Source organism: Sulfitobacter sp. 1A15299 (genome assembly GCF_043556915.1).
In the GTDB taxonomy this organism is placed as follows: Bacteria; Pseudomonadota; Alphaproteobacteria; order Rhodobacterales; family Rhodobacteraceae; genus Sulfitobacter.
In genome coordinates this window covers 13,534-27,739 of record NZ_JBIFFJ010000005.1, presented here as the reverse complement: position 1 = coordinate 27,739, position 14,206 = coordinate 13,534, and the positions used below count along the sequence as shown (strand labels likewise).

13 protein-coding genes are annotated in these 14,206 nt (G+C 64.5%); 10 read left to right on the top strand and 3 right to left on the bottom strand.

The window, feature by feature from the left end; all coding sequences use genetic code 11:
• The 3 genes from ACGYK7_RS08435 to ACGYK7_RS08425 all read right to left on the bottom strand — a co-directional run bounded on the left by ACGYK7_RS08435 (position 1) and on the right by ACGYK7_RS08425 (position 3,046).
• The gene (locus tag ACGYK7_RS08435) at positions 1-171 is read right to left on the bottom strand and encodes a hypothetical protein (RefSeq protein WP_394400963.1); all 171 of its coding nucleotides are present in this window, start codon (positions 169-171) and stop codon (positions 1-3) included.
• Positions 168-1,667: a glucan biosynthesis protein gene (locus tag ACGYK7_RS08430; protein ID WP_394400960.1), complete on the bottom strand. Its 1,500-nt coding sequence runs from the start codon at positions 1,665-1,667 to the stop codon at positions 168-170. Before ACGYK7_RS08430 ends, ACGYK7_RS08435 begins: the two co-directional genes overlap by 4 nt.
• Before the next feature lie 350 nt (positions 1,668-2,017).
• Positions 2,018-3,046, bottom strand: a complete 1,029-nt coding sequence (locus tag ACGYK7_RS08425; protein WP_394400957.1) for an Ldh family oxidoreductase — start codon at positions 3,044-3,046, stop codon at positions 2,018-2,020.
• Positions 3,047-3,152: 106 nt separating this feature from the next.
• On the opposite strand from ACGYK7_RS08425, the gene ACGYK7_RS08420 reads away from it, so the two are divergent.
• The 10 genes from ACGYK7_RS08420 (at position 3,153) to ACGYK7_RS08375 (ending at position 14,030) form a co-directional block, all read left to right on the top strand.
• Positions 3,153-4,670, top strand: coding sequence for an aldehyde dehydrogenase (NADP(+)) (locus ACGYK7_RS08420; RefSeq protein ID WP_394400954.1), 1,518 nt, complete (start codon positions 3,153-3,155; stop codon positions 4,668-4,670).
• A gap of 245 nt (positions 4,671-4,915) precedes the next feature.
• The gene (locus tag ACGYK7_RS08415) at positions 4,916-5,722 is read left to right on the top strand and encodes a transporter substrate-binding domain-containing protein (protein ID WP_067260893.1); all 807 of its coding nucleotides are present in this window, start codon (positions 4,916-4,918) and stop codon (positions 5,720-5,722) included.
• Between the two features lie 59 nt (positions 5,723-5,781).
• Entirely contained in the window at positions 5,782-6,447 is a 666-nt protein-coding gene (locus ACGYK7_RS08410) for an amino acid ABC transporter permease (RefSeq protein ID WP_067260891.1), read from the top strand.
• Positions 6,448-6,460: 13 nt separating this feature from the next.
• Complete coding sequence (locus tag ACGYK7_RS08405; protein WP_120352372.1) at positions 6,461-7,114, top strand: amino acid ABC transporter permease; 654 nt, start codon at positions 6,461-6,463, stop codon at positions 7,112-7,114.
• A complete protein-coding gene (locus ACGYK7_RS08400; RefSeq protein WP_394400950.1) occupies positions 7,107-7,829 on the top strand; it encodes an amino acid ABC transporter ATP-binding protein in 723 nt (240 codons plus the stop codon). The genes ACGYK7_RS08405 and ACGYK7_RS08400 overlap by 8 nt, the downstream gene beginning before the upstream one ends.
• Positions 7,829-9,052 carry an NAD(P)/FAD-dependent oxidoreductase gene (locus tag ACGYK7_RS08395; protein ID WP_394400947.1) on the top strand — a complete coding sequence of 408 codons (1,224 nt, stop codon included), beginning with the start codon at positions 7,829-7,831 and terminating at the stop codon, positions 9,050-9,052. The genes ACGYK7_RS08400 and ACGYK7_RS08395 overlap by 1 nt, the downstream gene beginning before the upstream one ends.
• A gap of 8 nt (positions 9,053-9,060) precedes the next feature.
• Positions 9,061-10,062 (top strand): 4-hydroxyproline epimerase, encoded by a 1,002-nt coding sequence (locus tag ACGYK7_RS08390; RefSeq protein ID WP_394400944.1) that lies wholly within the window; start codon positions 9,061-9,063, stop codon positions 10,060-10,062.
• A 16-nt stretch (positions 10,063-10,078) separates the two neighbouring features.
• Positions 10,079-11,776 carry an aconitase X gene (locus ACGYK7_RS08385; protein WP_394400941.1) on the top strand — a complete coding sequence of 566 codons (1,698 nt, stop codon included), beginning with the start codon at positions 10,079-10,081 and terminating at the stop codon, positions 11,774-11,776.
• A complete protein-coding gene (locus ACGYK7_RS08380) occupies positions 11,769-12,800 on the top strand; it encodes a proline racemase family protein (protein WP_394400938.1) in 1,032 nt (343 codons plus the stop codon). Before ACGYK7_RS08385 ends, ACGYK7_RS08380 begins: the two co-directional genes overlap by 8 nt.
• Positions 12,801-13,022: 222 nt before the next feature.
• Positions 13,023-14,030, top strand: a complete 1,008-nt coding sequence (locus ACGYK7_RS08375) for an ABC transporter ATP-binding protein (RefSeq protein WP_394400935.1) — start codon at positions 13,023-13,025, stop codon at positions 14,028-14,030.
• Positions 14,031-14,206 lie beyond the last annotated feature (176 nt).

The following is a 14,206-nucleotide window of genomic DNA, read 5'->3' as shown; positions in this document are numbered from 1 at the left end:
TCAGGCCTTACGCCGCAGCAGAAATTCCCGCGCAAGGTCGGCCAGCCCGGCCAGATGGCCGCGCCGTTCCAAGCTTTGCCTTGGCATCGCAAGCGGGGCGGCGGGCGGCATCCAATTCTCGGCCTCGCCAGCCATTGCGGAAGTGGGGGTTGTCGCGTCTTGAAGGGTCATGCGTTGATCCATTGGTACACCCATGTCTCTGTCAGATTGCGGTCATATCCCGATAGAACTGCCTTGATCTCGACGATGGCGTCAGGCTCGGCGCGCAGTTCCAACACCAGCCGCCATTCGTTTCTGCCATCCACCCGGCTCAGGATCGCCTCCACGATCTCGCCGTTCTGTGCGCTGGTGACGGGTTCGAGCTTGGCGTCGCTTGGCATGTCGCTGAGCTGCCCGCCGGCGAAGTCGATGACGAATTTGCGGGTCTCGGTGTCTGCCTCAACACCCGCCACCCCGCCATGGCCCGCGCGCAGCCGCACCACGCGGCCGAGGGTCTGCGGTGTTGCGCCCGGCGGGGTCATCCCCCAATGCATGCGGTAGCCATAAGCCAGTTCATCGCCTGCGCGGGTCTCCCCTTCGGGGATCCAATAGGCCACGATGTTGTCATTGCCCTCCAAATCCGAAGGTATCTCGACCAGCCGCAGCGTGCCTTTGCCCCAATCACCCATGGGTTCGATCATCAGCGAGGGGCGGCGTTCGTAATGGGCCTGCGCGTCAAGGTAATGTTCAAAGTCCCGGTTGCGCTGCGCCAGCCCGAAAGACCGCGGGCTCTGCGCCCCGAAATAAGAACTCGCCAAACGCGGCGGATTGTTCAGCGGGCGGCAGAGGGTGGTGTCCTTGCCTGTGTTCAGCACCAAGACTTCGCTGTCATGCACCGCGGGGCGGAAATCATCGAAATTGCCCTTGTCCGCGCCATTGTGCAAAAACATCGAGGTCAGCGGCGCGATGCCAAGCTGTTTGATGTCTTCGCGCAGAAAGAGCCGCATGGTGACGTCGACGGTGGTATCTTCGCCCGGTGTGATCACGAATTGATAGGCCCCGGTCACCGAGGGGCTGTCGAGCGCGGCATAGATCGTGGCACTATCGTCGCCCGGTTCGGGGCGGCGCAGCCAAACCTCGCGGAAGCGGGGGAATTCCTCGCCTTCGGGCAGGCCGGTGTTGACGGCCAAACCCCGCGCGCTCAGCCCATAGAGCGTGTCCGTGCCCAAGGCGCGGAAATAGCTCGCCCCTTGGAAGACGATCAATTCATCGAAAATATCGGGACGGTTGAGCGGGGTGTGCAGTCGGAAACCGGCGACGCCCGGCATCTCGGCATTGGGGGGGACCGACTTGGCGAGTTTTTCGTCGTCATACTCGAAATCGGCGGTGGTAAAGCCCATCGGCTCCACCGCGTCGCCCCGGACTTCGTTGATCTTCACCGCTTCCTTGAACAGCCAGCCGGGGTGGAAGGCGTGCAGCCTGAAGGCCACGCCTTTTTCCTGCCAACGGGCCTGCTCGGGCCGGAACCGTATGCGTTGGTAGGCGTCGTAATCGAGATCGGCAAGAAAGCCTTCGACGGGCTTCGGCGCGGCATAGGATGTCTGCGCCAACTGCCGCATGTCTTCGACGAGTTTGTCGAAGGTGAAAGAGGCGTCAGGCACCTCTTGCGCCTGGCTGTACTGCGGCATGAGGGCAGCGGCAAAGGACGCGGCAGAGAGGGCTAGAAACTGACGTCGCTTCAGGTTGTCGGGTCGCAGATTATTAGGTCGTGCGGGTCGGGACTTCGGCAAAACAATACCTCGGGAGACACGTTAAGAGTGTGCAATTTTCCCCTATCTAATCTTTTCGCGCGTACTGGAAACTTGATTTTACAACTTTCAGCGGAATGCTGCAGAGCAGCGCGGAAAACCGCCGATGGCCGCGCCGTGCAGATGGGTTTGCACAAAATTTTGCCTTGAATTCCGTGGGATCGCCGCTTTTTGTGACAATCGTCTTTAGGGTGGGCGCGCCCCGACCCCGGGCCGGAGCGCGAAACGCATCAAACGGCGTCGAGCCCTTTTGCCAGCAAACGCTCAAGACTGCGCATCTCGGCATCCGTCAGGGGAATGCCCTCGGCCCGCGTCTTGGCCCGCGCCCTGAACCGGCGCTGCGAGGGCAGCCGCGCGCCTTGGTCGGCGATCGCGTCAAAGAGGGTTTCCGCCCGCGCGAAGGGATCGCCGGGGCGGTCTGCGGCAAACGCCTTGGGGTCGAATGCGATGATCAATTCGCCATGGGCGGGCGCGAGGGTGAGCGCGCCCAAGGCATCGCGCGCCTCTGGGCTGGTCAGGTCACCGATCATCACCCCGGCGAGCAATTCGATCATGGTCGAGATGGCCGAGCCCTTGTGGCCCCCGAAGGGCAGCATGGCCCCGGCGAGGGCGGTTTCGGGGTCGGTTGTCGGGCTGCCATCGGGGGCGATGGCCCAGCCTTCGGGCAGGGGCGTGCCCGCGCGGCGGTGCAATTCGATCTCCCCCCGCGCGGCGACACTGGTGGCGAAATCGAAAACGTAAGGGTTGCCCGCTTCCCGGGGCCAGCCAAAGGCGAAGGGGTTGGTTCCCATCAAGGGGTCGGTGCCGCCCGAGGGGGCGACGCTGGCATAGCTGGGGCACATGGCCATGGCGGCAAGGCCCATGTCGGTCAGCGCCTCGATCTCGGGCCAGAGGGCGGCGAAATGGGTGCAATCGTTGATCACCATGGCGGCGATCCCGGTGGTGCGGCACCGCTCTGCCAGCACCGGCGCGCCTGCTTCGAAGGCCGCGTTGGAGAAGCCGCCGCCCGCGTTCACGCGCACCACGGCGCTGTCGTCATGATGCACCCGTGGCACGGCGTCGGGCACCACCTTGCCCGCCTTGATCGTGCGCAGGCAGCCTTCGATCCGGTAGATGCCGTGGGATTTGCAGGCATCGCCTTCGCCCGCGACGATCACCCGCGCGAGCGCGCCGGCATTCAGCGCCGACAAGCCCGCGCCTTGGAAAATCCGAATGACCATCGCGGTCAGGTCGTCATGGGAGAGGGTTGTGTCGGTCATCTTAAACCTCGCAGGGCTTGGGTTGCATTCATGCATACATCATGTATGCAATGACGAAGAGACGCAAGCTGACACCGGGCCGCGGCCCGCATGAAAGGATAGTTGGATGGCCTTTACCCCTCATGGCAAACACCTGATCGCTGGCGAATGGATCGCCACGGATGACCGCTTTAGCTCCAGCCCGGCCCATGGGCCTGAGCGTGACTTTTCGGTCGGTACAGTGGAACTGGTCGATCAAGCCTGCGAAGCCGCAGAAGCGGCGTTTTGGGACTATGGCTATTCCAGCCGGTCGACCCGCGCCAAATTTCTCAAAGCCATCGCCGATGAGATCGACGCCCGCGGGGCCGAGATCACCGAGATCGGCAGCCAAGAAAGCGGTCTGCCCGAAGCCCGGCTCGAAGGGGAGCGGGGCCGGACCGTGGGCCAGCTCCGCCTTTTCGCGGCGCATATCGAAAAGGGCGACTACCTCGACCGCCGTTTCGATGCCGCCATGCCCGAACGCCAGCCCGCCCCGCGCCCGGCGATCACCATGGTGCAACGCCCCATCGGGCCCGTGGCCGTCTTTGGCGCATCGAACTTCCCGCTGGCCTTTTCGGTCGCAGGCGGTGACACGGCGGCGGCGTTGGCGGCAGGCTGTCCGGTCGTCGTCAAAGGCCACTCCGCCCATCCCGGCACCGGAGAGATCGTGGCCGAAGCGATCCATGCGGCGGTGGAAAGCTGCGGCATGCCGCGCGGGGTCTTCTCGCTGATCCAAGGCGGCAACCGCGCCGTGGGGCAGGCCGTGGTACAGCATCCGCGGATCAAGGCGGTGGGCTTTACCGGCTCGCTGGCCGGGGGACGTGCGCTCTTTGACCTCTGCGCCGCGCGGCCAGAGCCGATCCCCTTCTTTGGCGAGTTGGGCTCGGTCAACCCGATGTTCATGCTGCCCGCCGCGATGGCGGCGCGGGCCGAAGAGCTTGGCAAGGGCTGGGCGGCATCGCTGACCATGGGCGCGGGTCAATTCTGCACCAATCCCGGCATCGCCGTGGTGATCGACGGGCCGGGCGCCGATGCCTTCGTGCAAAACGCGGCCGCGGCGCTGCAAGACGTGGCCTCGCAGGTCATGCTGACGGACGGTATCGCCGAAGCCTATTGCGCGGGCCGGGACAAGTTCAAATCCTCGCCAAGCCTGCGCCAGGTGCATCTGGCCGACAGCGAAGGCCGCACCGCCGCGCCGGCCCTGTTCGAAACCACGGGCGACGCGTTCAGGGCCAATCCGGCGCTGCATGAAGAAGTCTTTGGCCCTCTGGGCTTGGTGGTGCGGGTCTCTTCGCTGGAAGAGATGCGCGCGCTGGCACTCGATCTGGACGGGCAATTGACCATCACCCTGCATATGGATGACGCGGATGTCGACGCCGCGCGCGACCTCATGCCGGTGCTGGAACGCAAGGCGGGTCGCCTGTTGGCCAACGGTTTCCCAACGGGCGTCGAGGTCGTGGATTCCATGGTGCATGGCGGGCCGTATCCGGCCAGTACCAACTTCGGCGCGACCAGCGTGGGCACCCTGTCGATCCGCCGTTTCCTGCGGCCCGTGTCCTATCAGAACCTGCCCGAGGCGCTGCTGCCGAAAGACGCGGCGGAGTAATTGAAGTTCGCAAAAGCCGGGCCGCGCGCCCGGCTTTTCGCATTTGTTACGCGGTGGGAGAGCAGCCCAACCGGCTGCTTTTTCACGACCATGCTGGCAAGGCAGGAATGTATCAAAAATATGTCGACATGCCGGTAAAACTTAAAAATACATATTGTATTTTTAATGAAGACATTGTTCCTTCATGCCACCCCGCACCCCGTCGGGAGAGAGTCGGGGGCGACCAACCTAAGAGGGAGATACCTATGAAATTCACGCAACTCGCCGGGAGCCTCGTGGCTGCGACCGTGATCGGCACAGCCGCTCAGGCCGACAAACTGGACGACATCATTTCTTCGGGCACGCTGCGCTGCGCCGTGGTGCTGGACTTCCCGCCCATGGGCTCGCGCGATGACAGCAACACGCCCGTCGGCTTTGACGTGGACTATTGCAACGATCTGGCCGCCGCTCTCGGTGTCGAGGCCGAGATCGTGGAGACGCCCTTTCCCGACCGTATCCCCGCCCTCGTCTCGGGCCGTGCGGATGTGGGTGTCGCCTCCACCTCCGACACGCTGGAACGTGCCAAGACAGTTGGCTTCTCGGTGCCCTATTTCGCCTTCACCAATGTCGTGCTGACCCGCGAAGACGCGGGTGTCGACAGTTTCGAAAGCCTTAAAGGCAAGACCGTGGGCTCCGTCGCGGGAACTTTCGAAGCCATCGCGCTGGAAGAACAGGTGGACGCATGGGACGAGGGCAGCTTCCGTTCGTATCAAAGCCAAGCGGATGTCTTCCTGTCGCTGGCCCAAGGCCAGATCGACGCGACGGTTGTGACCTCCACCGTGGCCTCCTCCATCGTGGCGAGCGGTAAGTTCGACGGTCTGACCATCGCGGGCGATGCGCCCTTTGACGTGGACTATGTCGGTCTGATCGGCCTGCGTCAGGAATACGGTCTGCTGAACTATCTCGACCTCTTCGTGAACCAGCAGGTGCGCTCGGGCCGTTATCAGGAACTGTTCGACAAATGGGTCGGCGGCGAGGCGCCGGATCTGACCATCGCCAAAGCCTATCGCTGATACATGCGGGGGCCGCGACCTGCGGCCCCCCTGCCGATAACCGCTGATCGGAGCAAGAGATGGGCAACTATACCTTTCAATGGCGACAGGCCTTTCGCGCCTTACCAGAGATGCTGGAAGGCGCGCTGGTCACGCTGCAAATATCGATCCTGTCGATGCTCATCGGCATTGCCATCGCCGTGCTGCTGGCAGTGGGCCGGGATGCCAAATCGGCTTGGCTGCGCGCGCCTGCGACCGCATGGGTCGAAGTGGCGCGCAACACGCCGGCGCTGTTTCAGATTTACATGGCGCATTTCGGGCTTGGGTCTTTCGGCATTTATCTCAGCCCCTATGCCGCGCTGCTGGCCGGGATCGCCTTTAACAACGCGGGCTACCTTTGCGAGACGTTCCGCGGCGCGATGCGTGCCATTCCGGGCACCCAGCTGCGCGCCGGGCGGTCACTGGGCATGGGGCAGGCCAAGGCGTTTCGCCTGATTATCCTGCCGCAGATGTTCCGCATCTCGTTCCTGCCGACGACGAACCAGATGATCTGGGCGATCTTGATGACCTCTCTGGGTGTCACGGTGGGGCTGAATTCGGACCTCGCCGGGGTGACGCAAGACCTCAATGCGCGCAGCTTCCGAACCTTTGAATTCTTCGCATTGGCGGCGGTGATCTACTACGTGATCGCCAAGACCGTGATGCTTGGCGCACGGCTGCTTGCAGCCCGCCTGTTTCGCTACTGAAGGAAGAGAATAGATGTTTGATACGGCTCTGACCTTCAACGACCTCATGTTCATGCTCAAAGGCGCAGGGGTGACGCTGTCGGTCACCGCCTTCGCGGTGGTGGGCGGCACGCTGCTGGGGGTCTTCTTTGGGGTGCTGCGCAGCCAGATCAGCCCATGGGCGGCGCTGCCGCTGACCTTTGTGCTGGATATCTTCCGCTCGGTCCCGCTGCTGATCCAACTGATCCTCGCCAACGCCTTTCAGGCCATCGCGGGCTGGGGGATTTCGCCCTTCGTGACCTCCTGCATCGTGTTGGCGCTTTATACCTCGGCCTATTGCACCGAAATCGTGCGCGGCGCGATCGAGGCGGTGCCTTCGGTCACCCGCCGTGCGGCGCGCTCGCTCGGCATGACGTGGGGGCAGGATCTTACGCAGATCGTCTTTCCCATGGCGCTGCGGGTTGGCCTGCCCAGTTGGATCGGCCTGACCCTTGGCGTGATGAAAGACAGCGCGCTGGTGATGTGGCTTGGCATCATCGAATTGCTGCGCGCCTCGCAAATTCTGGTGACACGCCTGCAAGAGCCGATGTTCATCCTGCTCGTGACCGGCGCGATCTACTTCGCGCTCAGTTTCCCCATTGCCCGGCTTGGCAGCCGCTTGGAAAAAAGGTGGCAAGAAAATGATTGAGATTGAAAACGTCCACAAATCCTTTGGTGCGCTTCAGGTGCTCAAGGGCATCGACCTGACCGTAGAAAAGGGCGAGGTCGTCTCGGTGATCGGCGGCTCGGGTTCGGGTAAATCGACGCTCTTGACCTGCATCAACGGGTTGGAGCCGATCGACAGTGGCCGCATCGTCGTCGACGGGACCGAGGTTCACGCCCGCGACACCGACCTGAACAAGCTGCGCCGCAAGATCGGCATCGTGTTCCAGCAGTTCAACGCCTTTCCGCATCTGACGGTGCTGGAGAATGTCACGCTGGCCCCGCGCAAGGTCAAAGGCATCGCCCGCAAGGATGCCGAAGAGATCGCCGTGCAGCAGCTTTCGCATGTCGGTCTGGCCGACAAGCTCGATGTCTACCCCAGCCGCCTGTCGGGCGGGCAGCAGCAGCGGATGGCGATTGCGCGTGCATTGGCGATGTCGCCCGATTACATTCTCTTCGACGAGGTGACCTCGGCGCTCGACCCGCAACTGGTGGGCGAGGTGCTGGACACGCTCAAACTGCTGGCAGATGAGGGGATGACGATGATCTGTGTCACCCATGAGATGAGTTTCGCACGCGATGTGTCGGACCGGGTGGCCTTCTTTCACAAGGGCGTCATGGCCGAGATTGGCGCGCCGGACCAGATCTTTGGTGATCCGCAGCAAGAAGAGACACGTCAATTCCTGTCGAGCGTGCGGTAATGAAGCAAACCCCGGTGACGGTCGTCGGTGCGGGCGTGGTGGGCCTGTCCATCGCGCTGGCGCTTCAGGCGCGCGGGCTGCCCGTGCGGGTGATCGACCGAGAAGGCCCGGCGGCGGGTGCCTCGGCGGGCAACGCGGGCGCCTTTGCCTTTACCGAGATCCTGCCGCTCGCCTCGCCCCGGATGATCCGGCAGGCGCCGAAATGGCTGCTTGATCCTCTGGGGCCGCTGTCGGTGCCGCCGCGCTATGCCGGGCGGATCGCCCCGTGGATGTGGCGGTTCTGGAAAGCAAGCTGGCCCGCGCAGCTGCGGGCTTCGACCGTGGCGCAGACGGCGCTGATGAAGCTTTCGCAAACCGCGCTCAACCCGCATCTGGAGCGGGCCGGTCTGGCTCATATGCTGCGGCACGACGGTCAGTTGCAGGTCTATGAAAGCAAGGCCGAGTTTCGCGCATCGCTCCCCGGATGGCAGGCCCGCGAAGAGGCGGGGATCCCCTTCACGCATCTCAGGGGCGATGAGATCGCGGCCTATCAACCCGGTCTCGCGCCGTCTTTCACGCATGCGACCTTCACGCCTGAATGGCAGTCGATCTCGGACCCGCGCGACTATGTTCTGGCGATGGCCGAGCGCTTCCGGGCAGGGGGCGGGGAGATCACCATCACCCGCGCCGAACGTCTCGTCGCGGGCGGGGTCGAGACCACCGCTGGCATGATGCCGGGCCGCGTGGTGCTGGCTGCGGGTGCGCATTCGCATCACCTCGTGCGGACCGCTGGCGCGAAAATCCCGCTGGAGACCGAGCGCGGCTATAACACGACCCTGCCCAGTGGTGCCTTCGACCTGAAGCGCCAGATCACTTTCGGCGGCCATGGCTTTGTCATCAGCAAAGTGGGCCATGGGCTGCGCGTCGGCGGGGCGGTGGAACTCGGCGGGCTCGACCTGCCGCCGAACTTTGCCCGCGCCGATGCGATGCTGAAAAAGGCCAAGCGCTTTCTGCCGGGGCTCGATACCTCGGGCGGCACGCAGTGGATGGGTTTCCGCCCCTCGCTGCCCGACAGCCTGCCCGCCATCGGCGCGCTGCCGAACCGCCCGGATGTGTTCTGCGCCTTTGGCCACGGGCATCTGGGCCTTACCCAATCGGCGGGCACCGCCGCCATCATCGCGGACCTGATGACCGGTCAAGACCCCGGCATCGACCTGACCCCCTTCTCACCCGCCCGTTTCTAGAGGCTGACATGACGCAACACACCTTTCCCTGTATCGACGGCCATACCTGCGGCAATCCGGTACGGCTCGTCACCGGCGGCGCACCGCTGCTCAAGGGCGCGAACATGCTGGAAAAGCGCGCGCATTTTCTGGCCGATTACGACTGGATCCGCACCGGTCTGATGTTCGAGCCGCGCGGCCATGACCAGATGTCGGGCGCCATCCTATACCCGCCGACGCGGGATGATTGCGACATCGCGGTGCTGTTCATTGAGACCTCAGGCTGCCTGCCGATGTGCGGCCACGGCACCATCGGCACCGTCACCATCGCGCTTGAAAACGGGCTCGTCACCCCCGCCACCCCCGGCCAATTGCGCCTTGAAACCCCTGCCGGGCGGGTCGATGTGACCTACCGGCAAGAGGGGCGTTTCGTCGAAGAGGTGCGGCTGACCAATGTGCCCGCCTTCCACCATGCCGAAGGGCTGACGGCGGAGGTCGCGGGTTTGGGCGAAGTGGTGGTCGATGTGGCCTATGGCGGCAATTTCTACGCCATCGTCGAGCCGCAGAAGAACTTCCGCGATATGGCGGATTTCTCGGTTTCCGAACTGGTCGGCCTGAGCCCAAAGCTCCGTGCCGCGCTCAATGCGAAATATGAGTTCATCCACCCCGAACACCCCGCGATCAACGGGCTGAGCCATATCCTCTGGACCGGTGCCCCCCGCGCGGCGGAGGCGCACGCCCGCAACGCGGTTTTCTACGGTGACAAGGCGATCGACCGCTCGCCCTGCGGCACTGGCACCTCGGCGCGGATGGCGCAGCTGGCGGCCAAGGGAAAGCTGACCGTGGGCGATGATTTCGTGCATGAATCCATCATTGGCTCCATGTTCAAAGGCCGTGTCGAAGCGGCGGCAGAGGTGGCGGGCAGCCCCGCGATCATCCCCTCCATAGCCGGTTGGGCGCGGGTAACGGGCATTAACACCATCTTCATCGACGAGCGTGACCCCTTCGCGCACGGCTTTGTCGTCACCTGATTTAAAGAGGCTCCCCATGGCGCAAATCATCGTTCCCGCCGCGGCCCAAGGCGCGGTGCTGGCCGCTTCCGAGGGGCTGAGTTTCTGGGGCGGCGTCGATCCGGCCACGGGCAAGGTCATCGACGCGCATCACCCGCTTTGCGGTCAGTCGCTGGCGGGGAAGATCCTGCTCATGCCCACCAGCCGCGGCTCCTGCACCGGCAGCGGCGTGCTGCTGGAACTGGCGTTGAACGGTCATGCCCCTGCTGCCCTCGTGTTTCGCGAGGCTGAAGACATCCTGACCCTGGGCGCGTTGATCGCGGGCAAGATGTTCGACAAGCCGCTCGCGGTGCTGCGCCTCGGGGCCGAGGATTACGCCCTGCTCGCCAAGTCCCGCAGCGCGCGGATCACGCCTGAGATGCTCAGCACCGATGACTGGGATCTGCCCCTGTCGGACAGGCCCGCCCGCGCCCTGCATCTCACCGCCGAGGATCAAGCGATGCTGGACGGGGCCGAGGGCAAAGCCGTGCAACTGGCGATGGAGATCACCTGCACCATGGCGCGGGGGCAGGGGGCCGAGCGGCTGGTCGATGTGACGCGCGTGCATATCGACGGCTGCATCTACGCCAGCCCCGCCAACCTGCTCTTTGCCCAGACCATGGCCGATATGGGCTCGAAGGTGCGTGTGCCGACCACGATGAATGCGATCTCGGTCGATCACGGCAATTGGCGCGATCAGGGCGTGCCGCCGGACTTTGGCCTGCCCGCCAGCCGTCTGGCCGACGCCTATGTCACCATGGGCGCGCGGCCCAGTTTCACCTGTGCGCCCTACCAATTGCCTGCCCCGCCCGAACGCGGCGAGTTCATCGCGTGGTCGGAGTCCAACGCGGTGATCTATGCCAATAGCGTGCTTGGCGCGCGGACGGTGAAACATCCCGATTTCCTCGATCTGTGCATCGCGCTCACGGCGCGCGCGCCGCTCTCAGGGGTCTATCTGGAGGAACACCGCGCCCCGCGCCGGGTGATCGAAGTGGCGCTGCCTGCGGAGTATGACGAGGCGATCTGGCCGATGCTGGGCTGGCTTGCGGGGCAGGCCGCCCCGGACCGGATCCCGCTTTTGCGCGGGTTGGAGGGGGCTGCCCCGAATGAGGATGACCTCAAAGCGCTCTGCGCGGCTTTTGGTACCACCTCCGCGGCCCCAATGCTGCATGTCGCCGGGATCACACCCGAGGCCGATCTGCCCCCTGTCGCAGAGGCCGATACGATTCGCCTCACAGCCCACGACCTGCGCCGCGTTTGGCGGCAGTTCAACGCCGGGGCCGCGACGGTTGACCTCGTGGCTTTTGGCAGCCCGCATTTCTCGCACGCCGAATGCCGCGCGCTCGACACCGCCCTCGCCGGGCGCAAGCGCCATGCCGACACGGCTGTCATCGTGACGCTCGGCCAAGACACACTGCAAGCGGCGCGCGATGACGGCACCGTGGCGCGACTTGAGGCCGTGGGCGTGCAGGTGGTGCCCGACATCTGCTGGTGCTCGATTTCCGAGCCGGTCTTCCCGCCCTCGGCCAAGGTGCTGATGACCAACTCGGGCAAATACGCCCATTACGCCCCCGGCCTGTCGGGGAGGGCCGTGCGCTTTGGCAGTATCGCCGATTGCGTGGAGGCTGCCGTGACGGGGCAGGCGGGGGAAGCCTTACCGAGATGGCTGACCGAGGAGGAGACGAGGGATGCGTAGCAGCAAAACGGTTCATGTGATCTCGGCCCATGCCGAGGGGGAGGTGGGCGATGTGATTGTGGGCGGTGTCACCCCGCCGCCGGGGGAGACGCTGTGGGAGCAGAGCCGCTGGATCGCGCGGGATGAGACCCTGCGCAACTTCGTGTTGAACGAGCCACGCGGCGGGGTGTTTCGCCATGTGAACCTGCTGGTCCCGCCGAAAGACCCCCGCGCCGATGCGGCTTTTATCATCATGGAGCCGGAGGACACGCCGCCGATGTCCGGTTCCAATTCGATCTGCGTTTCGACCGTGCTGCTCGACGGGGGCATCCTGCCGATGACGGAACCTGTGACCGAGCTAACCCTCGAAGCTCCGGGCGGGCTGGTGAAGGTCCGCGCCGAGTGTCGCAATGGCAAGGCGGAGCGTATTTTCGTACAGAACCTGCCAAGCTTCGCGGCGCGTCTGGATGTGCCGCTTGAGGTCGAAGGGCTGGGCACGCTCACCGTCGATACCGCCTATGGCGGCGACAGTTTCGTGGTCGTCGATGCCGCCGCAATGGGGTTTTCGCTGGAAGCGCATGAGGCCCATGACATCGCGCGGCTTGGCGTGCGGATCACCGATGCGGCCAATGCGGCGATGCGGTTCGACCACCCTGAGAACCCTGATTGGCAGCATTTCTCTTTCTGCCTGTTCGCCGGTCCGGTGACCCGCGATGAGACCGGCCTGCGCGCCGGGGCGGCGGTCGCGATCCAGCCCGGTAAGGTGGACCGTTCGCCCACTGGCACCGCCCTTTGCGCGCGGATGGCCCTGCTGCACGCGCGGGGAGAAATGGGGCTGGAGGACAGTCTGACCACCGTGTCGCTGATCGGGTCGACCTTCACGGGGCGCATCTTGGGCGAGACGCGGGTGGGCGAACATATGGCCATCCTGCCGGAACTGTCAGGCCGGGGCTGGGTCACGGGCATCCATCAACATATGCTTGACCCCGATGACCCTTGGCCGGGCGGTTACCGCCTGTCCGACACTTGGGGCGCGCGCGGCTAGGCGCCCTTTGCCACGTTGAACCCCGCCGCCCGGGGCAGACCGGGGGCGGGGGGCACTCTTCACAACCTCGCGCCGCCTCGGCGCGAAGCCGCCGTCATTGGTTGATGCGAGGCAACATCTTGCATGTGCTCTTCGTTTTCGATTGCCGCGTGATGCCGCCCCTGGCCCCTTCGGCGGTGCCCGCGCCCGCGCATGCCACCGTCCCATCGCGGAGGTCACCGCATGAGCCCGCTGCTTTCCGTGCGCGACCTGCACGTCAAAATCCCGATCACCCGCGCGGGCGACATGCCCTGGACCAAGCCGCGCATCCTGCATGCGGTCAACGGGGTGAGCTTCGATCTGGAACCCGGCAAGACCCTCGGCGTGGTCGGCGAATCCGGCTGCGGCAAGTCCACCCTTGCGCGCGGGCTGATCCAGATGGTCCCCGCCGAGGGGCAGATCATTTGGCAGGGCGAGACCGACCTTCTGTCGCTCTCCCCCCGCCGGATGAAACCCTACCGGTCCGAAATCCAGATGGTGTTTCAGGACCCGCTCGCCTCGCTCAACCCGCGTATGACGCTGGGACAAATCATCGCCGAGCCGCTGAAGACCCACCGCCCGGATGTGCCCGCCCGCGAGCGCCGCGCACGGGTGGCGCAGATGATGGAACGCGTGGGTCTGTTGCCGCAGATGATCAACCGCTACCCGCATGAGTTCTCCGGCGGCCAGTGCCAGCGCATCGGCATCGCCCGGGCGCTGATCGTGGAGCCGAAGCTGCTGATCTGCGACGAGCCGGTCTCGGCCCTCGATGTCTCGATCCAGGCGCAGGTGATCGAACTTCTGAAAGAGTTGCAGCGCGATTTGGGGCTGGCGATGATCTTCATCGCCCATGACCTCAGCGTGGTGAAGAACATCTCGGACGAGGTCATGGTGCTCTATCTGGGCCGGGTGATGGAAAAGGCACCGAAGGCGCTTCTCTACGACGATCCGCAGCATCCCTACACGCAGGCACTGCTTTCCGCCGTGCCGATCCCCGATCCCGTGGCCGAGCGCGCCAAGCGGATCCTGCCGATGTCGGGCGACATGCCCTCGCCGATGAACCCGCCCTCGGGCTATGTCTTCCGCGGCCGCTGCCCACGGGCGCAGGCGGATTGCGCACAAGTGGTGCCACAGCCGGGCCAGTCGCTGCATCAGGTCGCTTGCATTCACCCCTGCCCATTGCACGCCAGCGAGATGGCAGCCACGCGGTAAGTCACTTGGACAGACCGGCTTGAAAACATAATTTTATCAGTTGGTTGGGTGGGGATTATGTCCGCCGCTTGCCTGCGCCATAGCCTATAAATGATATACGTCTATCAAAAATGATTGACGTATATCAAAATATCCCCCTAGATAGGCCCAAGATGCGCAGGCTGGGAGGGCCAGCG

Excerpts from the sequence above, each read along its gene's own strand:
- ACGYK7_RS08435 (WP_394400963.1), bottom strand. The coding sequence starts at position 171 with ATGACCCTTCAAGACGCGACAACCCCCACTTCCGCAATGGCTGGCGAG.
- ACGYK7_RS08430 (WP_394400960.1), bottom strand. The coding sequence starts at position 1,667 with ATGCCGCAGTACAGCCAGGCGCAAGAGGTGCCTGACGCCTCTTTCACC.
- ACGYK7_RS08425 (WP_394400957.1), bottom strand. The coding sequence starts at position 3,046 with ATGACCGACACAACCCTCTCCCATGACGACCTGACCGCGATGGTCATT.
- ACGYK7_RS08420 (WP_394400954.1), top strand. The coding sequence starts at position 3,153 with ATGGCCTTTACCCCTCATGGCAAACACCTGATCGCTGGCGAATGGATC.
- ACGYK7_RS08415 (WP_067260893.1), top strand. The coding sequence starts at position 4,916 with ATGAAATTCACGCAACTCGCCGGGAGCCTCGTGGCTGCGACCGTGATC.
- ACGYK7_RS08410 (WP_067260891.1), top strand. The coding sequence starts at position 5,782 with ATGGGCAACTATACCTTTCAATGGCGACAGGCCTTTCGCGCCTTACCA.
- ACGYK7_RS08405 (WP_120352372.1), top strand. The coding sequence starts at position 6,461 with ATGTTTGATACGGCTCTGACCTTCAACGACCTCATGTTCATGCTCAAA.
- ACGYK7_RS08400 (WP_394400950.1), top strand. The coding sequence starts at position 7,107 with ATGATTGAGATTGAAAACGTCCACAAATCCTTTGGTGCGCTTCAGGTG.
- ACGYK7_RS08395 (WP_394400947.1), top strand. The coding sequence starts at position 7,829 with ATGAAGCAAACCCCGGTGACGGTCGTCGGTGCGGGCGTGGTGGGCCTG.
- ACGYK7_RS08390 (WP_394400944.1), top strand. The coding sequence starts at position 9,061 with ATGACGCAACACACCTTTCCCTGTATCGACGGCCATACCTGCGGCAAT.
- ACGYK7_RS08385 (WP_394400941.1), top strand. The coding sequence starts at position 10,079 with ATGGCGCAAATCATCGTTCCCGCCGCGGCCCAAGGCGCGGTGCTGGCC.
- ACGYK7_RS08380 (WP_394400938.1), top strand. The coding sequence starts at position 11,769 with ATGCGTAGCAGCAAAACGGTTCATGTGATCTCGGCCCATGCCGAGGGG.
- ACGYK7_RS08375 (WP_394400935.1), top strand. The coding sequence starts at position 13,023 with ATGAGCCCGCTGCTTTCCGTGCGCGACCTGCACGTCAAAATCCCGATC.